At 58.1% G+C, this 20,095-nt stretch carries 20 protein-coding genes; 15 read left to right on the forward strand and 5 right to left on the reverse strand.

Annotated elements, in window-relative coordinates:
* Positions 1–15: 15 nt before the first annotated feature.
* On the forward strand, positions 16–429 hold the full coding sequence (locus ACOTTU_RS04725; protein WP_298918012.1) for a hypothetical protein: 414 nt from the start codon (positions 16–18) through the stop codon (positions 427–429).
* A 259-nt stretch (positions 430–688) separates the two neighbouring features.
* The gene (locus ACOTTU_RS04730) at positions 689–1,174 is read left to right on the forward strand and encodes a hypothetical protein (protein ID WP_298918014.1); all 486 of its coding nucleotides are present in this window, start codon (positions 689–691) and stop codon (positions 1,172–1,174) included.
* 95 nt (positions 1,175–1,269) lie between these two features.
* On the opposite strand, the gene ACOTTU_RS04735 is transcribed toward ACOTTU_RS04730, so the two are convergent.
* From ACOTTU_RS04735 to miaA, 5 genes are all read right to left on the reverse strand, one after another.
* Positions 1,270–3,360 carry a dipeptide ABC transporter ATP-binding protein gene (locus tag ACOTTU_RS04735; RefSeq protein WP_425656257.1) on the reverse strand — a complete coding sequence of 697 codons (2,091 nt, stop codon included), beginning with the start codon at positions 3,358–3,360 and terminating at the stop codon, positions 1,270–1,272.
* A 96-nt stretch (positions 3,361–3,456) separates the two neighbouring features.
* A complete protein-coding gene (locus ACOTTU_RS04740) occupies positions 3,457–4,674 on the reverse strand; it encodes an ABC transporter permease (RefSeq protein WP_298918020.1) in 1,218 nt (405 codons plus the stop codon).
* A 12-nt stretch (positions 4,675–4,686) separates the two neighbouring features.
* Positions 4,687–5,727 (reverse strand): ABC transporter permease, encoded by a 1,041-nt coding sequence (locus ACOTTU_RS04745; RefSeq protein WP_298918022.1) that lies wholly within the window; start codon positions 5,725–5,727, stop codon positions 4,687–4,689.
* A 205-nt stretch (positions 5,728–5,932) separates the two neighbouring features.
* The gene (locus tag ACOTTU_RS04750; protein WP_425656258.1) at positions 5,933–6,739 is read right to left on the reverse strand and encodes a helix-turn-helix domain-containing protein; all 807 of its coding nucleotides are present in this window, start codon (positions 6,737–6,739) and stop codon (positions 5,933–5,935) included.
* A gap of 88 nt (positions 6,740–6,827) precedes the next feature.
* Entirely contained in the window at positions 6,828–7,727 is a 900-nt protein-coding gene (gene miaA / locus ACOTTU_RS04755) for a tRNA (adenosine(37)-N6)-dimethylallyltransferase MiaA (RefSeq protein ID WP_425656259.1), read from the reverse strand.
* A 107-nt stretch (positions 7,728–7,834) separates the two neighbouring features.
* On the opposite strand from miaA, the gene pyrH reads away from it, so the two are divergent.
* The 13 genes from pyrH (at position 7,835) to lpxB (ending at position 20,074) form a co-directional block, all read left to right on the forward strand.
* Entirely contained in the window at positions 7,835–8,563 is a 729-nt protein-coding gene (gene pyrH / locus ACOTTU_RS04760) for a UMP kinase (protein ID WP_298918031.1), read from the forward strand.
* Positions 8,564–8,689: 126 nt separating this feature from the next.
* A complete protein-coding gene (gene frr, locus ACOTTU_RS04765; RefSeq protein ID WP_298918034.1) occupies positions 8,690–9,253 on the forward strand; it encodes a ribosome recycling factor in 564 nt (187 codons plus the stop codon).
* A gap of 165 nt (positions 9,254–9,418) precedes the next feature.
* Positions 9,419–10,159: an isoprenyl transferase gene (locus tag ACOTTU_RS04770; protein ID WP_298918037.1), complete on the forward strand. Its 741-nt coding sequence runs from the start codon at positions 9,419–9,421 to the stop codon at positions 10,157–10,159.
* A gap of 7 nt (positions 10,160–10,166) precedes the next feature.
* Positions 10,167–10,961, forward strand: a complete 795-nt coding sequence (locus ACOTTU_RS04775; protein WP_298918040.1) for a phosphatidate cytidylyltransferase — start codon at positions 10,167–10,169, stop codon at positions 10,959–10,961.
* A gap of 3 nt (positions 10,962–10,964) precedes the next feature.
* Positions 10,965–12,137, forward strand: coding sequence for a 1-deoxy-D-xylulose-5-phosphate reductoisomerase (gene dxr / locus ACOTTU_RS04780; protein ID WP_425656260.1), 1,173 nt, complete (start codon positions 10,965–10,967; stop codon positions 12,135–12,137).
* Between the two features lie 2 nt (positions 12,138–12,139).
* On the forward strand, positions 12,140–13,492 hold the full coding sequence (gene rseP, locus ACOTTU_RS04785) for an RIP metalloprotease RseP (protein ID WP_425656476.1): 1,353 nt from the start codon (positions 12,140–12,142) through the stop codon (positions 13,490–13,492).
* 106 nt (positions 13,493–13,598) lie between these two features.
* On the forward strand, positions 13,599–13,730 hold the full coding sequence (locus ACOTTU_RS04790; protein ID WP_298918049.1) for a hypothetical protein: 132 nt from the start codon (positions 13,599–13,601) through the stop codon (positions 13,728–13,730).
* Between the two features lie 154 nt (positions 13,731–13,884).
* Positions 13,885–16,242, forward strand: coding sequence for an outer membrane protein assembly factor BamA (gene bamA, locus ACOTTU_RS04795; RefSeq protein ID WP_298918050.1), 2,358 nt, complete (start codon positions 13,885–13,887; stop codon positions 16,240–16,242).
* 5 nt (positions 16,243–16,247) lie between these two features.
* A complete protein-coding gene (locus tag ACOTTU_RS04800) occupies positions 16,248–16,808 on the forward strand; it encodes an OmpH family outer membrane protein (RefSeq protein ID WP_425656261.1) in 561 nt (186 codons plus the stop codon).
* A gap of 76 nt (positions 16,809–16,884) precedes the next feature.
* Complete coding sequence (gene fabZ / locus ACOTTU_RS04805) at positions 16,885–17,343, forward strand: 3-hydroxyacyl-ACP dehydratase FabZ (protein WP_298918054.1); 459 nt, start codon at positions 16,885–16,887, stop codon at positions 17,341–17,343.
* Between the two features lie 6 nt (positions 17,344–17,349).
* The gene (gene lpxA / locus ACOTTU_RS04810; RefSeq protein ID WP_425656262.1) at positions 17,350–18,132 is read left to right on the forward strand and encodes an acyl-ACP--UDP-N-acetylglucosamine O-acyltransferase; all 783 of its coding nucleotides are present in this window, start codon (positions 17,350–17,352) and stop codon (positions 18,130–18,132) included.
* Complete coding sequence (locus ACOTTU_RS04815) at positions 18,132–18,923, forward strand: LpxI family protein (RefSeq protein ID WP_425656263.1); 792 nt, start codon at positions 18,132–18,134, stop codon at positions 18,921–18,923. Before lpxA ends, ACOTTU_RS04815 begins: the two co-directional genes overlap by 1 nt.
* Positions 18,923–20,074 (forward strand): lipid-A-disaccharide synthase, encoded by a 1,152-nt coding sequence (lpxB, locus tag ACOTTU_RS04820; RefSeq protein WP_425656264.1) that lies wholly within the window; start codon positions 18,923–18,925, stop codon positions 20,072–20,074. The genes ACOTTU_RS04815 and lpxB overlap by 1 nt, the downstream gene beginning before the upstream one ends.
* Positions 20,075–20,095 lie beyond the last annotated feature (21 nt).

The raw sequence follows: 20,095 nt of genomic DNA on the forward strand, positions 1-20,095 counted from the left end.
GATGGGGATGTTTTGATGGCCACTGCAAATTTTCAAGCGCGTCTTGACCGTATTAACAAAGCACACCGTGGGTTCGCGCCCGCGCGCGACAAACTTCCCATTCGCTCCCTGCGATCCCAACCGATTCCGCGCTCCGTCAAAACGGCGGGCCGCAAGCGCTTTGCGCTTTTCGACCACAGCTTGGCGATGGCGATGGGGTCCATGCTGGGCTGTCTGGCGGCGGTGCTGCTGACCGGATTAACTTCTGAGAATTCACCCTGGGGGCCGGGAACGGAATGGAACGAACTGGTATTTCTGCCAGCCCTTGGTGGCTTGGCGCTGGCACCGGTGCTGATGCTGGCCTCATTGTTTTTGGCCAGCCGCAAGCCGGGTCTGGCGCTCTTTTCGTTGAGTTACCTTACCGGTTTGGTCGTCGCCTTCTCGCTGTGATCCTCATTTCATCTGACAGGGTAGCATGGCACTCGGCGGGAATGCGCCGGGTGCGTAGGTGAGCTATGAACGCTCATAAGCTCTTGTGTTTAAATAACTAAAATAAAATCTGTAAGTGACGATACTCTGCTTACCGCTGGGTTGGGCGCGCGAAACCTCAAAAAAGATCGGAACCGAAAGCGCGCCGCCTCTGTTGGGGCGGCAATGGTGATGCGCAATCTGCACATCGCCGGGTTAGTAAACGAAAGGAGCATGTCACATGTTCAACTCAGTTCGAAAAACCGCCCTTGTTGCTTCCGTCAGCCTGGCCGCCCTTATAGGCGCCCCGGCATATGCCAAAGAAGCTGTGAGCGAAATTGATGTACAGGCCGAGATCGAGGCCCCGCAGGACAGCAATGCGCTTGAGCTATATCCGACAATTGCCGACGATCTGGCGCGTGAAATCCTCGAGAGAGTTAAGACCGACACCGACCCTGCCGGGCCGCTACTGACCGTGAAAATCAAACGCGTGAGCCTTGACGGCGATACCATCCTGCCTGACAGCGCTGAATTCAACGAGCTGGAAGGGTTTGTCAGCTATCAGCGGGGTAGCAAGGAAATCACCGAGGTGATCAAGCTCTCCGCATACTCGGATGAGGCCAGTGTCCCAGAGGGTTTCATTGCCGTCGCCCCAAGCGATGAAGATTTTTACAATGTCCTCATCACATCCTTCGCGGATAAAGTTGTGGACCTGCTGCCGGAATAAATTACCGGTATGTCGAAAGGCGTTCATCGCGACGCCCTTTGACCTGTTAACAAGTGACACAGGCCCCCCGGGGGCCTGTGTTTACATTGTGAAACCTATTCTGCCGCGACGCCGATTTCGATCACCGGTTCCATTTCCGCCAGTTTGTCATCGCTCAGATGACATTTGATCTGGTGATTGCCGCCCAAGGAGCGGACAGGCGGTACTTCGGTTTCGCATAAGCCACCGGGCACCTGTGACTTCCACCTGCACCGGGTCTGGAATGGGCATCCGGATGGTGGGTTCATCGCCGAGGGAATGTCGCCTTCGAGGACAATATGTTTCTTTTTCACGGATGTATCGGCAATCGGAACCGCCGAGAGCAGCGCTTCGGTATAGGGGTGATAGGGCGGTGAAAATACCTGATCGGTTGTCCCTAGTTCAACCACATGACCGAGATACATCACCATCACCCGGTCGCTGAGGTAGCGCACAATTGACAGATCATGGCTGATGAAAAGCAGGGTCGTCTTGTGCTCGCGCTGGATTTCCATCAGCAGATCGGTCACAGCCGCCTGGACAGAGACATCGAGTGCCGAGACCGGTTCATCCGCCACAACGATCCGCGCGTCGCCTGCAAAGGCACGCGCAATCCCGACCCGCTGTTTTTGACCACCGGATAGCTGGCGCGGCATGCGATCCGCAAATTCACGTGGCAGTTTCACCAGATCCAGCAGCCTCAGCATCCGTTGCGTGCGGTCGCGGTCAGAGTCCCCGATCCCGAATATCTCCAGCGCCCGGACAATTTGGCGCCCGACGGTCATTGACGGGTTGAGCGTGTCAAAGGGGTTCTGGAAGACCATTTGCACTTCGGAGACGGTTTTTGTGTCCCGTTCTTCGATGGGCACGTCCTGAATTTCCTTGTTGCCCAGAATGATCTTGCCTTCGGTGGCGGTCTCAAGCCCCATCAAAACCTTGGCAAAAGTGGATTTGCCGCATCCGGATTCACCGACGATGGCGAGCGTCTCGGATTCGCGCGCCTCAAAACTGAGCGTCTCGTTGGCCTTGACGACCCTCTTGTTGCCGCCGCCGAATATCGCGTTTGCTGCAACCTCATAGTATTTCTTGAGGTTATCCATCTTCAAAACAACGTCGCCGACCTCTCCCTTGGTCTTTGTGTCCGCCAGTTCCAGCGGCGCATCCCAGTCGATCTCCTGAAATTTCACACAACGGCTTTCGTGGCGCGCACCTTCGTCGACCTGATGCATCGGGATAAAGCCCTGATCACAACGGCCCTCTTCGAAATAGTCGCATCTGGGGCCGAAGTTGCACCCTTTGGGTCGCTCATGGGGCAGAGGAAAATTACCCGGAATGGCCACCAGCGGGCGGGCGTTCTTATCCGCGCCTGGCAGGGGGATCGATCGGAAAAGCGCCTGCGTATAGGGGTGCTGCATCTTGTCGAACACGTCTTCGATGGAGCCGCGCTCCACCGCTTCTCCGGAATACATCACGCAGATGCGGTCGCAGGTTTCCAGCACCAGCCCGAGGTTGTGGGAAATGAACAGCATCGACGTGCCGTATTTCTTGCCCAGATCCTTCACCAGTTCGACAACGGCTGCCTCGACGGTTACATCGAGCGCGGTTGTGGGTTCATCAAGGATCAGCAGCGAAGGTTCCGACATCAGCGCCATGGCGATCACGATGCGCTGCTGCTGACCGCCAGAGAGCTGGTGTGGATAGGCGCTGAGGATGCGCTTGGGATCGGGCAGTTTTACGTCCGTCACCACCTGCAGCGCACGGTCGTAGGCGTCTTTTTCGCTCATCCCCTGATGGATCATCGGAACTTCCATCAATTGCTTGCCGATCTTCATGGCGGGGTTCAGGGAGGCCATCGGCTCCTGATAGATCATCGCGATCTCGGAGCCGCGAATGTCGCGCAGCTCTTCAGCGCTCATCTCTCCCAGATCGCGGCCTTTGAACTTGATCGACCCGCCGACGACGCGACCGTTCTTGCCCAAATCCTGCATCACGCCCAATGCAACGGTGGACTTGCCGCAACCGGATTCGCCCACAAGCCCCACGGCCTCTCCGGGTTTCACATGAACCGAGAAGTCCATGACGGCAGGTATTTCGCGCAGGCGGGTGAAGAACGAAATCGAGAGCTTGTCGATTTCAAGGATTGGACCATCGTAATCCGTCTTAGGCATTCTGTTCTCCTTCAGGAGGGCCGATCAGTCGCGGAAGCTTCTTTTGGCCAAAAATTCGAAGGAAAGCCCGGAGCAGCGCCCCGGGCTTTCCTGTCATCAGTCGCGCAGTGATTCCTCGCGCAGCCCGTCCGCCAGAAGGTTCAGTCCCAGAACCATTGTCAAAAGAGCGACAGCAGGGACAACAGCCGGATGGACAAAGGCGCGCAAAAGCTGCCTGCCCGAGTTGATCGTTGTTCCCCAGTCCGGACTTTCCGACGCCAGCCCCAATCCGAAGAAACCCAAGGTTCCCAGAAGGATGGTCGTGTAGCCGATGCGCAGGCAGAAATCGACGATCAGCGGACCGCGCGCGTTGGGCAGGATTTCCCACAGCATGATGTACCATGGTCCTTCGCCGCGGGTCTGCGCGGCAGCCACGTAATCCCGTGTCTTGATGTCCAATGCCAACCCGCGCACGATCCGGAACACGGTGGGCGAGTTCACGAAGACCACCGAGACAAAGACCACAAGAATGCCGGGATCAATGTCAAAGAGATCGACAAATCCAGGCAGCCCGTAGATCTTGTAGGTCGGCGTTGCAACAACGGCCCCGTTGGTCGACACCAGTGACAGGTAGAGCCATCCCAATCCGCCCACGACCCCGATCAGCAGCGGTGTGCGCATCTTCGGCTGGGTATGGTAGCGCGAATTCAGCAGGATCGTCGCAAAGACCAGCGGGAAGACAAAGAGAAACAGCGCCATGTAGTTGGGAATGCCGGTCAGGACGATTTCCGGTGTGACGAGCAGATAGAACAGCAAGATCACCGGGAAAGCCAAAATAAGGTTCGCCAGGAACGACAGAAGCGTGTCCAGGCGGCCTCCATAATATCCGGCGGGCAGGCCCAAAGTGATGCCAACCATGAAGGCAAAGAGGGTGGCCAGTGGCGCGATCTGCACGACGATCCATGCGCCTTTTATCACGCGGCTGAAGACATCGCGCGCCAGGTTATCCCCGCCCAGCAGGAAATAGGCATATTGGCCTTCATCGGGGCTGCGCAGCGCGGTTCCGGGAGGTTTGTTCTTCATCCCGGAAATCTGGCTGAGCGGATCATGGGTGACGATCATGTCGAGCGGCCCGCCCAGCACCCCGGCAAAGACCCAGAACATGACAAGCCCAAAGCCGATCATGCCGATGGTGCTGTCAAAGAGCTTGCCGTAAAGCCCCAGTTTGCGTTTGAAGGTGATCGACAGGGTGAAGACGACGATCAATGCGATCCAGACGGGCATCAACTGCATAAAGATGCGGAAGAAGATGGCGCCCCAGGTAAGTGGTTCCATGGTCTTGCTCCTTTACGCGATGCGAATGCGTGGGTTGAGGTAAACGTAGCCGATGTCGGATATCAGCTGTGTCACCAGCACCACGATGACCGAGACGACCGAGACCGCCAGCAGCAGTTCGATGTCATTGTTCCCGGCGGCCTGAACCAGCACCCACCCGAAACCCTTGTAGTTGAAGAGCGTCTCCACGATCACGACGCCGTTCAGCAACCAGGGGAATTGCAGCATGATCACCGTGAAAGGCGCGATCAGCGCATTTCGGAGCGCATGTTTCAGCACGATATTGCTGAAGGACACGCCTTTCAGTCTGGCCGTCCTGATGTACTGCGCGGTCATCACCTCGGTCATGGAGGCCCGCGTCATGCGCGCGATATAGCCCATGCCATAGAGCGCGATGGTCACTACGGGCAGTGTAAAATTCGCGAAAGTTGCGTCGTCCATGGCGGAGGTGGCCGAGCCGTTGAATATTTTCCAACCGGCCGAGGACGCAAAGACCGCGATGAAGATAACGCCAGAGACATATTCCGGTGTTGCCGTCGAGGCGATGGAGAAGGTCGAAAGCGACCTGTCGAGCTTTGAGCCTTCGCGCATGCCCGCCAGAACACCGATCAGCAGCGCCATGGGCACCATCAGCAACATCACAAAGAACATGAGCTTGCCGGTCAGCCCCAATCTTTCGGCGACAATGCCGCCCACCTCGTTCTTGAACACCGTCGAGAACCCCCAGTCGCCTTGCAGCACGCCGCAAAAGCTCGGACGCTCTTCCTGAGGGGTATCAATGGCAAAGCATTTGCCAGTCACAACCCCGTCTTCTTCGAACGTCCAGCCGGGCAAAACCCCCAGCCATTGTCCGAATTTCACCGGCATCGGCTGCAGATACCCGTTTTTGCCCAGATAGCTTTCCACAGCCTCGTCAGACATGCGGAAATTGCCCTGGGTCTTGGCGAGTTTTTCCAGGTTTGGATAGAGGTTCGTCAGCCAGAAGACGACGAACGTCAGGCAAAGCGCCGTCAATATCATGACGCCCAGACGTCTGAGTATGAATAGTCCCATTGGTGCCCCTGTTGTCAGGCTATGGCGCGTTTTTCGCGCCGTTTTCAACGCCCGCTAAGGCGTTCAGGTTATTTTGTGGTCCCATGAGGCATGACTTTGGGGGCCGCGTCAATGTAATCCAGCGCCTAAAAATTGCACGTTTGCGACATCGTGTTGGTCGCAAAACGACCTATGGGTGAAGATGTGGGGATGTCGGCAGAATTGGTCAGGCGACTTGGGATAAACTTGCCGAGGCTTTGCGCAAGGCCGTCGGTGTGGCGTTTGTGTGATGTTGCATGAAACGGGTGAAATAGGCTGCACTGCCAAAGCCGAGGTGGCGGGCGATGTCCTGAGCGGGCACCTTGGTTGTCACCAGCAAACTGCGTGCTTCGTAAAGAATACGCTCGGTCAAGAGATCCGCTGCCGTCTTGCCGGTTGCGGCTTTGCAAGCGCGGGTAAGATGTGTGGCGGTCACTCCCAGAGCCTGGGCATGATCCGCCATGGTCATTGTATCTGCGAAATGCGCCGTGACACGGGCGCAATAGGCGGCGCTTAATCTGGCCGCGGCGTTGCGACGGGCAGGCGCGTGTTCTTCGCGCCCCAACTGCCGCTGCACCCAGACAGAAATCAATGTGCCGTAGGCATCCATGGATCGCGCCACCAGAGCGCGCGCGGCCGATTGTTCGCGACCCGCCGCCTCCAGCAAGGTTGTCAGTTCGTTCATCGCCGCGGCATCGCGTATTCTCAAAAGCCGCGGCATCTCCGGCATGGTCACATCCGTTCCATCAGGAATGACAAGGGCTTGCCCGATCCCTTGTTTGCCCAGATCCAGCGCGAAAAGCTCCCGAGCCGGCACAATAATCGCGTTGTGCGTGCCGATCCCGTGGCGTTTGCCATGCAGCAGCAGGCGTCCCTGGCCTCTGGTGATCCAGATGATCAAATGTTCCGGCCGGTCGTGTGCGAGCGTCAAACGCCATTCCTGACCTTGCGATAACTGTGCCAGAGTCAGAATTTTCAGAGTGTTTTGCACCATGTAACTTCTCCGCGAAGTATCATCGTCAAGCTCGCCTCAGGGTATTTTATTGGGATTTCAGCAAGATGTCAGGGCGCATTAAAGGGTGTCAGCGTGCTTTCGCCGAGGAGAGTTTCTGCCAGTCGCCCATCTTGGACCGAAACCAGGTGCGTTGTCTTTTAGCGAATTGGCGGGTGGCAATCACCGCGCGGTCACGGGCTTCTTCCAGCGTGGTCCGGCCTGCCAGATGGTCGATCAATTCAGGCACGCCGATGGCCCGGTGTGCAGGGCGTGAAGGATCATAGGTGGGCAGCACTTTACTCACTTCTTCTAATGCACCTTCCGCGATCATGAGATCGAACCGTTTCTCGATACGCGCATTCAACCAGTCTTTTGATACATCAAAAACAATCGCCTGGGCCTGATCCAGCGGCAGGGCGGGCGGTTTTGTCGTTGCCTGCCAATCCGCCAGACCCCGACCGGTCGCGCGCAGAACCTCCCAGGCTCTTTGAACCCGCGCGCGATTGGCTGTGTCGATGGTGCCCTTCGTGGCGGCATCGAGATCGGCCAACAGATGTGGGAGGGGCAGGGCATCCGCCTCTGTGCGCACGTGATGCGGAGTTGCGGGAATATCCGCCAACCCGCGCGTCAGAGCAGAGAAATAAAGACCGGTGCCGCCCACGACTATGGGTCGGGTATCGCCTTTGAGCAGCGGTATGATCTCGCGCAGCCAATGCCCGGTGGAATATGACTGTTCCGCATCAATGTGCCCGTAAAGCGCATGCGGGGCCAGGGCCACTTCGGCGGCGGAAGGCCGGGCAGAGATTACACGCCAGCAGCGATAGACCTGGCTGGCATCGGCGTTCACGATCACGCCACCCTGTTGCGCGGCGATTTCCAAGGCCAGCGCCGATTTCCCCGATGCAGTAGGCCCGGCGATCAGTACCGGGCGTTCCGGTGACAGCCCTGCGATCAGCGATTTTGAGGAGGTGATGACAGCTTGCGCCATTTTCTGAATGATCGCCTCTGGGGTGCATTGAACTTTGGATGCTTTTCCGACATTTTGCGCGCAAACAAAACCCGCAAACAAACCCCCGGGTCTCAGGAGCATTCGCCATGACATCAATCGAGCCTCAGGCCACCTTCAAACGGGTCATGCTGAAAATCTCCGGCGAGGCGCTGATGGGCGATCAGGGATTTGGCCTTAACCCGCCCACGGTGGAGCGGATTGCCCGCGAGGTCCAATCGGTTCATGAGCTTGGGGTGGAGATTTGCATGGTGATCGGCGGTGGCAATATTTTCCGTGGATTGCAGGGCTCTGCACAGGGGATGGAACGCACGACGGCGGACTACATGGGGATGCTCGCTACGGTCATGAACGCGCTGGCGATGCAATCCGCGCTGGAAGGGTTGGGCATTCATACCCGGGTTATATCCGCGATCACCATGAACGAAGTGGCTGAACCCTACATCCGCCGCCGCGCCGTGCGCCACCTTGAAAAGAAACGGGTCTGCATTTTTGCCGCCGGTACGGGAAATCCATATTTCACGACCGATACCGCGGCGACCCTGCGTGCCAATGAAATGTCGTGCGAGGCGATCTTCAAAGGCACCAAGGTTGATGGGGTTTATGACAAAGATCCTGCAAAACACGCGGATGCAAAGCGGTACGAAACAGTCAGCTATGACGATGTGCTGGCAAAGCGGCTCGGAGTGATGGATGCCTCCGCCATCGCGCTGGCACGCGACAACAACCTGCCGATCATCGTCTTCTCGCTAGACGAGCCCGGTGGTTTTCGCGGCATTCTGGCGGGCGAGGGCACCTATACGCGGGTGCAGGGTTAGCGCCAAAACGGTTGTTTCGTTGCCAATGCAACTCCTTCTGGCCTTTCGCCGCAAACCTGATTTATACACGACATCAACAACAACGCGCAGAACTCTGCGCCCGTAAACTTGTGGCAGGACGATACTATGTCTGATGATTTTATGCTCGATACCGATGACCTTGAGCGGCGAATGGACGGGGCAATGGCCAATCTGCGGACCGAATTCGCGTCCTTGCGGACGGGCCGGGCGTCGGCGTCGATGCTGGAGCCGGTGATGGTTGATGCCTATGGATCGATGACCCCGATTAATCAGGTCGGTACCGTGAATGTTCCGGAATCGCGGATGGTCACGATCAACGTGTGGGACAAAGGTCTGGTCAGCAAAGTTGAAAAGGCCATTCGAGAAAGTGGGCTGGGGATCAATCCTCAGCTCAACGGCACCATTATCATGTTGCCTATTCCTGAATTGAACGAGGAGCGTCGGCGCGAATTGACCAAGGTGGCCGGGCAATACGCCGAGCACGCCCGTGTTTCCATCCGCAATGTGCGCCGCGATGGTATGGATCAGATCAAGAAAGCCAAGGCTGACGGGATGTCCGAGGACGACCAGAAGCTTTGGGAGAGCGAGGTTCAGGATATTACGGACCGTCATATCAAGTCGATCGACGATTTGCTCGAAACGAAACAAGGCGAGATCATGCAGGTTTGACCCTGTGGATGACCGGATTGCCAGAGATTTGGGCGCTTTGGTCACCCTATGGTAACGGCTCTGCCAATATTGATTGCCCAAGGCGTCAGGACCGGCGCAGGAATTGACCTTTGAAAGCCCGAAATGGCAGAGGCCCGGGCCCGTCATCGGTATAAGGAGAACGATATGGCGGGAGCGCCGCAGCCCCAAATGAACATGGTGCCGGGATGCCCTCGCCACGTGGCCATCATCATGGATGGGAACGGCCGTTGGGCAACGCAAAGAGGCCGACCGCGGCTTTTTGGTCACCATGCCGGGGCGCGGCGCGTGCGCGAAATCGTCGAAAGCTGCCCGGAAATCGGCGTCGATTACCTGACGATTTTCGCATTTTCGACGGAAAACTGGAAACGCACGCAGGTAGAAGTTGCAGGGCTGATGAACCTCTTTCGCAGGTACATCATCAAGGAAACCAAAGTGTTGCGGGAATCAGGTGTGAGGGTGCGTTTCATCGGGGACCGGGTGCGTCTTGATGACAAACTGATCCATCTGATGAACGAGTTGGAAGCGGCCACCGAGCACAACAACCAGGTACACCTGACCATTGCGCTGAATTACGGCGGGCGCGATGAAGTGGCGCGTGCCACCAAGCGATTGGCTGCAGATGTCGCAGCGGGACGGTTGCGTCCCGAAGATGTCGATGAAGAAACGCTGCCGCGATATCTCGATACACATGTTTTGCCGGATCCCGATCTGGTGATCCGCACCAGCGGAGAGGCACGTATTTCGAACTTCCTTTTGTGGCAGTCGGCCTATTCGGAATATGAATTCATCGATACGCTCTGGCCCGATTTTACCCGTGAGGAATTCACCCGGCTTTGCACGGCCTACGGTGGGCGCGAACGTCGGTTTGGCGGCGTTTTGCGGTGACGCGCTCATGAGCATCAACAGCGAAAAATGGTCTGATCTCGCGACCCGGATGGGGTCGGGGGCGGCTATGGTCGTTTTGGGTCTGTGGGGTGTTTGGGTCGGAGGTCATGTTTTCCACGTCATGGTGGCCGCGATTTGCGGCCTGATGGTTTGGGAACTTGCGGCGATGATCCGTGCGCCGCGAAATGTTGCGTTGCAACTGGGCGGGCTGGCTGGCGCGGCGGCACTTTTGGCGATCTACCTGCCACCCGGCTTTGCATTGCCGATTCTGCTGGCATCAGCCTTGGTGGGCTTCGGTCAGCTCAAAGCGTTTCGCACGATCTACATGGTATTCACCGTGATGGTGCTGCTGGCAGGCTACGGCATGATGTCGGTTCGCGATGATATGGGTTTCAACTGGATGCTCTGGCTGGTGTTGGTTGTCGTCGCGACCGACGTGGTTGGATATTTCGCCGGACGTCTGATCGGGGGCCCTAAGTTCTGGCCTCGTGTCAGCCCAAAGAAGACCTGGGCCGGGACGGGATTTGGTTGGATTGGCGCCGCAGCGGTGGGCGCTGCTTTCATGGCCAACACCGGCACCGGCGCGCAACTGATCGGGGTTTCCATTGCCGTCTCCATGGCCAGCCAGATGGGCGATATCGCCGAAAGCGCGATCAAGAGGCGGGTCGGGGTCAAGGACAGCTCCAACCTCATTCCCGGTCACGGCGGATTGCTGGACCGATTTGATGGCATGCTGGGCGCGTCGGTGTTCCTGCTGATCATTGGCGGGCCGATTTTCGGGTCGCCTCTGGCGCTGAGGTAGAGGATGCGCCGGGTCAACATCTTCGGGGCCACGGGGTCGGTCGGCCAGAACACCATTGATCTGATTTCACGCGCCCCTGAGGATTATGATGTGGTGGCGCTGACCGGTGCCAGCAACATCCGTCAGCTTGCAGCGGATGCGAAACACCTCCGGGCCGATGTCGCGATCACCGCCTTGGATCATTTATTGCCCGACCTGCGGGAAGCTTTGCAGGGATCAGACGTGGTCGCGGCTGCGGGTGCGAATGCCATTCAGGAGGCGGCAACACGACCTGTTGATTGGACGATGTCCGCAATCGTTGGTGCCGCGGGATTGGCACCCGGCCTTGCCGCGCTGCAACAGGGCGGTACCCTGGCGCTTGCCAACAAGGAATCGCTGGTTTGTGCAGGTGCACTGATGTTGGAAACCGCGAAGGCGCATCAAGCCCGGTTGCTGCCGGTGGACAGTGAGCATTCGGCGGTTTTTCAGGCGCTTGTGGGCGAAGATATTGCGACTGTCGAGCGCATCATCATTACCGCCAGCGGCGGGGCTTTTCGGGACTGGCCCATTGAAGATTTGCCCATGGCGACGTTGGATCAGGCGTCCAGCCATCCCAATTGGGATATGGGTCAGCGGATCACGATTGATTCGGCATCTATGTTTAACAAAGCGATGGAACTCATTGAAACAAAGGAATACTTTGGTGCTTCATCTGAGCAGATCGAGGTTCTGATCCATCCGGAATCGCTGATTCATGCGATGGTGGGATTCACCGACGGTGCCTTGATGGCCCATGTCGGGCCACCCGATATGCGCCATGCGATCGGCTACGCGTTGCATTGGCCGGAACGGCGTCATCTTCCCGTGGACCGGCTGGATCTTGCCAGAATAGCGCAGCTGAGCTTTCGCGCCCCTTGTGAGACGCGCTGGCCCGCCCTGCGCCTGGCCCGGGAGGTCATGGAAACCGGTAAATTGGCAGGTGCGGTGTTCAATGCGGCCAAGGAGACAGCGCTCGACGCCTTCATTGCGGGGCAGATCGGATTTACCCAGATGGCCGAGGTCGTCGAGGACGTTCTGGACACGATGACGGCGGCCTCTGGTCATATTGATGCCACCATGACCCTTGATAACGTCGCAGAAGTGGACCATGTGGCACGTCAGACGGCCACACGGGCCCTTCAGAAAAGAGCAGGTTGACCTTGGATATATTCGCGTTGATCCCGCAGTTTGGCGGGCTGATCTGGACAATCGCCGCTTTTGTGCTGGCGCTTTCCGTGATTGTCGCGATCCATGAGTATGGCCATTACATTGTCGGGCGCTGGTCCGGCATCCATGCGGATGTGTTTTCGTTGGGGTTTGGTCCGGTTTTGTGGTCGCGCATGGACAAGCGCGGCACACGCTGGCAAGTGGCGGCTTTGCCCTTCGGCGGCTTTGTGAAGTTTGCCGGTGACGCGAACGCGGCGTCTGGCAAAGACGAGGCTGCGATGGCCGAAGCCGAGGCCGATCCGGAGAGATTGCGCGCAACGATGCATGGCGCACCGCTTTGGGCCCGTGCGGCCACCGTCGCTGCGGGGCCAGTGTTCAATTTCGTGCTGTCCATCATTGTGTTCGCCCTCGTTTTGATGTCGAGCGGCGTGTCACGCGATCCACTGACGGTCGGTGAACTGCGGCCTTTGCCGGTAACCGACCGTGGATTGAAGATCGGTGATGAACTGCTGGCCATTGAAGGCGCGCGCATTCCCAGCACCGAAGATTCGGTGGCCTATGCGGATTTCATCGACGCGGTTCCTGAAAAAGCCCGGCTTGATTACACCGTGCGCCGGAATGGCGATGAAAGAACTGTCTCCGGGGTCTATTTGTTGCCACCCTATGTTTCAGCCGTCAGCCCGCAGAGTGCGGCCATGGGGGCCGGGTTGGAAGCAGGCGATGTGATTGTCGCCGTCGACGGCGCGCCGATATTTGCGTTTAATCAGCTAAAAACCGCTGTTGAAGGCGGCGAGGGTGCGACACTGGCTTTGCGTATTTGGCGGGATGGGGAAGAGTTGGACGTTTCGCTGACGCCCAAACGCGTGGATGAACCCAGGCCGGAAGGCGGCTTCGCGACACAATGGCGTATCGGCATTGCCGGTGGGCTTGCTTTTGACGCAGCGACCGAGACCCCGGGCTTCGGAGAAGCGGTTTGGGGAGGCGTGCGCCAGACGGGGCGGATCATTGAAGGGTCGCTGTCCGGACTGGGTCACATGATCACTGGCGCGATCAGCACCTGTAATCTGAGCGGGCCCATCGGGATTGCGCAAACTTCGGGGGCCATGGCAAGTCAGGGCGCGCAATCCTTTATCTGGTTCATCGCTGTTCTGAGCACCGCTGTCGGGCTGCTTAATCTTTTTCCGGTGCCCGCCTTGGATGGGGGCCATCTGGTTTTCTACGCATATGAGGCCGTATCCGGTAAACCGCCGAGCGACAGGGCCTTGCGCGTATTGATGACCGCGGGGTTGGCAATGGTGTTGACCCTGATGGTTTTCGCCCTGGGCAATGATCTCTTTTGCCCCTGAAGCAGGCACACTGCTTCCGCGTGAATTGCCCTGATTGTGACACAATTGGACAAATTGGTGCCTCATTCCCTTTGTAGACGTACCTTTGTAAAGACGGAGAAACGCAATGCAAGCGATACATAACGGATACCGTGGCCTTAGCCTGCTGATGGATCTCAACTGGGATCGCGGGCTCTATTTTGCGACAATTGCTCTGGCGCTTGGTGCTGGTGCTTGGATTGGCACCGTTTACGGCTGATCGGGGCCCCTGATGGCCGGTTTCCCAAACCCCGGCAAAACCCTGGCGTTTGCGCTCATATAGTTGTCTTGCAGATTTGGCACACATGGTTTTGACAACACCTGCCAATATCGGTACTCAGTTAAGCATAATTTTCTGAGGATCGGGGCAGGTGATGAATCGGGGCATTTCGGGCGTTCGCTCGTCAAAGCGCGAGCTTTCCACAATAATCAAAACAGGTCTGCGGGCAGCTGGATTTTGTCTGGTTTTATCAGCGGCTTGGGTCGCGCCGACACATCCGGTCATGGCGCAGCAGTTCACGCTTTCCACGATCAATATCGAGGGCAATGCGCGAGTTGGGGATGCCGCCATTCTGACCCGTGCAGGAATCGCGCGGGGTCAGACCCTCAGCGCGGGTGAGTTGAACGCAGCGTTCCAGCGATTGATTGACTCCGGTTTGTTCGAGACCGTGAATTTCGATCCGCAGGGAAATACGTTGCGGATCACGGTTGTCGAATTTCCGACGATCAACCGGATCAGTTTTGAAGGCAATCAAAGGCTTGATGATGACGCGCTTGCTGCTGCGATCAATTCCAACGAACGCCGTGTCTTTAATCCCGCCGAGGCTGAGCGGGATGCGGGTGCGATTGCCGATGCCTATGCCAACGAAGGTCGTCTGGCGGCCAAGGTCACCCCAACGATCATTCGGCGTTCTGACAACCGTGTCGATCTGGTTTTCGAGATTTTCGAAGGCGACAATATCGAGATCGAACGCATCAGCTTTGTCGGTAACCGCGCTTATTCTGACCGCCGTCTGCGCCGGGTGCTGGAGAGCAAGCAGGCCGGGCTGTTCCGTGCGCTGGTGCGCAGGGACACGCTGGTGGCCGACCGCGTTGAATTCGACAAACAGGTTCTGCGGGATTTTTACCTTTCCCGCGGCTATATCGATTTCCGCACCAATTCGACCAACGCGCAGCTGACCGAAGAACGCGATGGTTATTTTCTGGTTTTCAATGTCCAGGAAGGGCAGCGGTTCAAGTTTGGTGAAATTACGGTGTCCAGTGATGTGCCGGGTGTTGAGGCCGAGCGCTATCAGGAAATTGCGAAGATCAGACCGGGTGTGGTTTATTCGCCGACACTGGTTGAAAACGATATTGCACGGATGGAACGCCAGGCGCTGCGCGATGGCGTCGACTTTCTGCGCGTTGAGCCCCGGGTTACGCGGGACGACCGCAACCTGGCTTTGAACATAGAATACGTGCTGTCCCGGGGGCCGCGGGTCTTCGTGGAACGCATCGACATCGAGGGCAACACAACCACGCTGGATCAGGTGATCCGCAGGCAGTTCACAAGCGTTGAGGGCGATCCGTTCAACCCACGCGAAATCCGGGAATCGGCAGAGCGCATTCGGGCTTTGGGGTATTTTGAAACGGCCGAGGTCAATGCACGTGAAGGCTCGTCGCCCGATCAGGTGGTGATTGACGTGGATGTCGAAGAGGCCCCAACGGGGTCGTTCAGTTTCGGGGCGTCTTTCTCCAACAATGATGGTATCGGTTTTGCGATCCGTTTTGCCGAGGAGAATTTCCTTGGACGGGGGCAACAGCTGGCCCTGAGCGTGCAAACGGCGGAAGAATCGCGTCGCTATGGCATCAATTTCGTGGAACCGGCTTTCCTGGGGCGCGATCTGGCTTTCGGTTTGCGTCTTGATATCGCGCAGACAGATAGTTCGTTCACAACCTACGACACGGATCGCTTCCTGTTGCAGCCCTCGTTGACCTTCCCGGTCGGCGACAATTCCCGGCTGCAAATCCGCTACACGGCTGAGAATTCGGAAATGCAGGCGCGTGAAACGCCCGCCAATGGTGTTGTGATCGGCAATGAGATTGCGGTGGGTGAACAGTTCAGCAGCGCCATCGGATATGAATTCACCTATGACACCCGGTTCAGCGGATTGGACCCCAATTCCGGCATTCTGTTCCAGTTTTCCCAGGATCTCGCGGGGCTGGGCGGGGACAGCGAATATCTCAAGACAACCGCAAGGCTGGCTGGTGAGACAAAGGTCTTCGGCGAAGAAATCACCCTGCGCGCTTCGCTGGAAGGTGGGGCACTGGCCTGGCAGGGCGGTACCAACCGTGCGGTCGACCGGTTCCTTCTGGATACCAATATCATCCGTGGGTTTGAGCCGGGTGGGATCGGGCCGCGTGATCTGTCGGTCAGCAATGAGGACCCGCTTGGGGGTAACCTCTATGTGGCCGCGCGTTTCGAAGCGGAGTTCCCACTGGGATTGCCGGAAGAATACGGCATCACCGGGGGCATCTTCTATGATGTCGGTAACCTCTGGGACCTCAGCGACGTAAATACTGCCGGTGGCACGATTGTCGGCGAAGGCGGGTCATTCCGTCATGTCATCGGATTTGCCATCCTCTGGAACACCCCGGTTGGCCCTTTGCGCTTCAACTTCACCGACGCGATCAAGAAAGAGGAATTTGACCGTGATCAGACCTTTGAATTGACGCTGAGCACGACGTTCTGAAGCTCATGCAGCGCCTTGCCTCTCTCTTGATGGTCCTGGCAGGTGCCTGGATGATACTGGGAGCAGGCCATGCGCAGGCGCAACGAATGGGGCCGGTACAAAGCCCGATCCTCACCATTGATTCTGATCGTCTGTTTACAGAAAGCGACTACGGCAAGAACACGGTGCGGGATTTCGAGGCGCGTGGCGCCGAACTGGCCGCCGAGAACCGACGTATTGAAGAAGAACTGTCCACCGAAGAAAAGGCCTTAACCGATCAGCGCCCGGCCATGGCGCCAGCGGATTTCCGTAAGCTTGCGGATGCCTTTGATGAAAAGGTGCAGACAACCCGGCGGGCACAGGACAGCAAGAACCGCGATCTCAATCAGGCGCTGGAAGAGCGCCGCGTGGTGTTTCTGAATGCAGCGGCTCCGGTGCTTGAACAGTTGATGAGAGAAGCCGGTGCGGCTGTGGTGATGGAGCGCAGGTCCGTTTTTCTCAGTTCGAATGCAATTGATATCACTCAGGAAGCCATTGAGCGGCTCAATGAGGTTCTGGGGAATGGCGCGGATGCCCCGCGCGAGTGAATTTGCGGCGCTTGCCCCTGAGAGGGTGAATTGCTAGGCATGAGGTCAAGCCCTTGAGGACAAAAGGACACCTGACATGACCAGCCCGCAAACCAGCGCCGATATCCAGCTTATCCAACGTATTCTGCCGCATCGGTATCCGTTTCTGCTGGTAGATAAAGTTGTCGACATTGAGGGTACCGCCTCCGCCAGAGGCATCAAGAACGTCACCATGAATGAGCCGCATTTTCAGGGGCATTTCCCAGGTTTGCCAATCATGCCGGGTGTGACGATCATCGAAGCTATGGCGCAGACAGCAGCGGTTATGGTTGGCGTGACCATGGACATGGCTGACAAGGATATGAAGGTCTATTTCATGGCCATCGACAAAGCCAAGTTTCGTCGCAAGGTCGGCCCGGGCGATGTGCTCGAAATGAATATCAGCACCCTGCGCGGCAAACCGGGTGCCAAGGTCTGGCGTTTTGGCGGCGTGGCGTCGGTTGAAGGCGAGATGGCGGCTGAGTGCGAATTCACCGCCATGATGGATCTGGAATAGCCCCGCATGAGCAATGTTCACCCAAGTGCCGTTATAGAGGACGGGGCGCAGATTGATCCCGCTGCAACGGTTGGTCCGTTCTGCGTCGTGGGGCCGCAAGTCTCTTTGGCGGCAGGCGTTCATCTCAAGAGCCATGTCGTTGTGACCGGGCGCACGCAGGTTGGCGAAAACACGGTGATTTTTCCCTTCTCGGTGATCGGGGAAATTCCGCAGGATTTGAAATTCAAGGGCGAAGCGACGCAGCTTGTTATCGGCAAGCGGAACCGCATTCGTGAGCATGTAACGATGAATTCGGGCACCGAAGGCGGGGGTGGTGTGACGCGCATTGGCGATGACGGCCTGTTCATGGCCGGATGCCATATTGCCCATGACGCTGTTATCGGCGACCGTTGCATCATTGTAAATTCGGTCGCCATTGCCGGGCATTGTATTCTGGAGGACGACGTGATCGTCGGGGGCCTGTCGGGCGTGCACCAATTTGTGAGAATTGGTCGGGGCGCGATTATCGGTGCCGTCACCATGGTCACGAATGATGTCATTCCTTACGGGCTGGTGCAGGCGCCGCGGGGCGAATTGGACGGGCTCAATCTGGTGGGCCTGAAGCGGCGCGGTGTCTCGCGCAGCGATATTACGGCCCTCAGGGCGGCCTTTCAGATGCTCGCGCAGGGTGAGGGCACTTTTCATGATCGCGCCCGTCGGTTGCGTGATGAAACCTCCAGTGACTATGTCCGGGAGATTGTCGATTTCATCGTCGCCGACAGCGACCGCCATTTCCTGACGCCGCGCTGATGTTGGCCTTGATCACAGGGCGCGGCGGTTTGCCTGCGCGTGTTGCCGCCTCGCAAGAGATACCACCTTTGGTGTGCGTGATGGATGGGTTTGATCCCGACGATCTTGCAGCGGATTTGCGATTTCGCCTGGAGCAACTGGGGACATTGCTGGCGCAACTCTCCGAACGTGGTGTGAGCGAGGTCTGCTTTTGCGGGGCAATTGAGCGACCACATTTTGACCCGGCTGCATTGGATGCTGCCACAGCACCTTTGGTGCCTGCGTTGGTCGGGGCGATATCCTCTGGCGATGACGGCGCTTTGCGGGCGGTTATGGGGATATTCGAAACCAGCGGCTTCCAGGTTCGGGCGGCCCATGAGTTGGCACCGGATATCCTGATAGATGAAGGCCTGCACAGTGCTGCCGCGCCAGATGAACAGATGCAGTCCGATGCTGATCGGGGGACCAGTGTTCTGGCCGCACTGGCGCCGCTTGATGTGGGGCAAAGTTGCGTCGTGGGTGCTGGGCAGGTTTGGGGAATCGAAACAATCGGTGGCACTGATCACATGCTGCGCGGCCTGCCTGAAAAGGCTGCACACGCGCAGGCGATCATGATCAAGACGCGCAAAGCGGGTCAGGATCAGCGTGTAGACATGCCTACTGTCGGCCCCACGACGATAACCGCCCTTGCCGAAGCCGGACTGGCTGGCCTGGTGGTAGAAGCGGGGGGTGTCATCTTGTTGGAACCCGAAGCCACACGGGCCGCGGCAGATGCCGCTGGCTTGGTGTTTTGGGCCCGCCCGGCGGTCTGATGCGGATTTTCATCATTGCCGGAGAACCCTCCGGCGACAAGTTGGGCGGCGCTTTGATGGCGGGCCTGAAATCGCTTCGGGATGACATTACCTTTGACGGAATTGGCGGGCCGGACATGCGGGCCGAGGGGCTGATCAGCAGGTTTCCCATGTCAGAGTTGAGCGTGATGGGGATTGCCGAGATCTTGCCCAAGTATCGCGCTTTGATGGCGCGGATCAACGAGACCGCCGCCGCCGTGGTCGAGACGCAACCCGATCTTCTTGTCACCATTGATAGTCCGGATTTCTCGTTACGTGTCGCGCGCCGCGTCAAAGCGTCAAGCTCTGTGCGCACCGTGCATTATGTTGCCCCCACCGTCTGGGCCTGGCGACCCCGGCGCGCGGAAAAAATGGCGAAGGTCATTGATCACGTTCTGGCGCTTTTTCCGTTTGAGCCGCCGTTGATGACCGTCGGTGGCATGACCTGTGACTTCGTGGGTCACCCGGTGGTCGCCGAACCGCTGGCCGCAGCAGAGCAAGCGCAGGGTTTTCGAGCGTCGCATGGCATTGGGACTGCTCCGGTTTTACTGGTGTTACCCGGCTCACGGCGCGGCGAAGTGGCACGGCTTGCGGAAATTTTTGGTCAGTCCATTGCGCCTGTGCTGGCCGAGGTCCCGGCGCTCAAGGTGGTTGTGCCGGCAGCGGCCCCTGTGGCGGATTTGGTGCTGGAACAGGTCGCAGGCTGGCCTGTTGTGCCGATCGTGCTTGACCCGCGCGGCATGACCCTTGAGGCTGCCGCGGAGCTGAAGCGCGCCGCGTTCAAAGCCGCTGATGTGGCGCTGGCCGCTTCCGGTACGGTGTCTCTGGAGCTTGCTGCGGCGCGGACGCCGATGGTCATCGCCTATAATATGAACTGGCTGACCTTCCGCTTGATCCGGGCGATGGCGCTTGTCGATACGGTGACCCTGGTCAATCTGGTGTCGGAGACCCGCGTTGTTCCGGAGTTTCTGGGCCCGGATTGCCAACCGCACGCCATTGGTCAGGCGCTGCTGGATGTATTGGCAGCGCCTGCAGCACAGCAGGAGGCGATGGCTTTGACGATGGAACGCCTGGGTGAAGGCGAGGAGGCGCCGGGATTGCGCGCGGCGCGTTCGGTTCTGGCGCGCGTTTAGCGGCGCTGTTGTCAAAAGGAC

The organism is Roseobacter sp. EG26 (genome assembly GCF_049830555.1).
Lineage (GTDB): Bacteria > Pseudomonadota > Alphaproteobacteria > Rhodobacterales > Rhodobacteraceae > Roseobacter.

Coding starts and splice junctions, on each gene's coding strand:
- dxr (WP_425656260.1), top strand. CDS start 10,965: ATGCGCCGGGTCAACATCTTCGGGGCCACGGGGTCGGTCGGCCAGAAC.
- ACOTTU_RS04775 (WP_298918040.1), top strand. CDS start 10,167: ATGAGCATCAACAGCGAAAAATGGTCTGATCTCGCGACCCGGATGGGG.
- bamA (WP_298918050.1), top strand. CDS start 13,885: ATGAATCGGGGCATTTCGGGCGTTCGCTCGTCAAAGCGCGAGCTTTCC.
- ACOTTU_RS04725 (WP_298918012.1), top strand. CDS start 16: ATGGCCACTGCAAATTTTCAAGCGCGTCTTGACCGTATTAACAAAGCA.
- ACOTTU_RS04735 (WP_425656257.1), bottom strand. CDS start 3,360: ATGCCTAAGACGGATTACGATGGTCCAATCCTTGAAATCGACAAGCTC.
- frr (WP_298918034.1), top strand. CDS start 8,690: ATGTCTGATGATTTTATGCTCGATACCGATGACCTTGAGCGGCGAATG.
- fabZ (WP_298918054.1), top strand. CDS start 16,885: ATGACCAGCCCGCAAACCAGCGCCGATATCCAGCTTATCCAACGTATT.
- pyrH (WP_298918031.1), top strand. CDS start 7,835: ATGACATCAATCGAGCCTCAGGCCACCTTCAAACGGGTCATGCTGAAA.
- ACOTTU_RS04815 (WP_425656263.1), top strand. CDS start 18,132: ATGTTGGCCTTGATCACAGGGCGCGGCGGTTTGCCTGCGCGTGTTGCC.
- ACOTTU_RS04750 (WP_425656258.1), bottom strand. CDS start 6,739: ATGGTGCAAAACACTCTGAAAATTCTGACTCTGGCACAGTTATCGCAA.
- miaA (WP_425656259.1), bottom strand. CDS start 7,727: ATGGCGCAAGCTGTCATCACCTCCTCAAAATCGCTGATCGCAGGGCTG.
- ACOTTU_RS04740 (WP_298918020.1), bottom strand. CDS start 4,674: ATGGAACCACTTACCTGGGGCGCCATCTTCTTCCGCATCTTTATGCAG.
- ACOTTU_RS04730 (WP_298918014.1), top strand. CDS start 689: ATGTTCAACTCAGTTCGAAAAACCGCCCTTGTTGCTTCCGTCAGCCTG.
- ACOTTU_RS04800 (WP_425656261.1), top strand. CDS start 16,248: ATGCAGCGCCTTGCCTCTCTCTTGATGGTCCTGGCAGGTGCCTGGATG.
- lpxA (WP_425656262.1), top strand. CDS start 17,350: ATGAGCAATGTTCACCCAAGTGCCGTTATAGAGGACGGGGCGCAGATT.
- ACOTTU_RS04790 (WP_298918049.1), top strand. CDS start 13,599: ATGCAAGCGATACATAACGGATACCGTGGCCTTAGCCTGCTGATGGAT.
- ACOTTU_RS04745 (WP_298918022.1), bottom strand. CDS start 5,727: ATGGGACTATTCATACTCAGACGTCTGGGCGTCATGATATTGACGGCG.
- lpxB (WP_425656264.1), top strand. CDS start 18,923: ATGCGGATTTTCATCATTGCCGGAGAACCCTCCGGCGACAAGTTGGGC.
- ACOTTU_RS04770 (WP_298918037.1), top strand. CDS start 9,419: ATGGCGGGAGCGCCGCAGCCCCAAATGAACATGGTGCCGGGATGCCCT.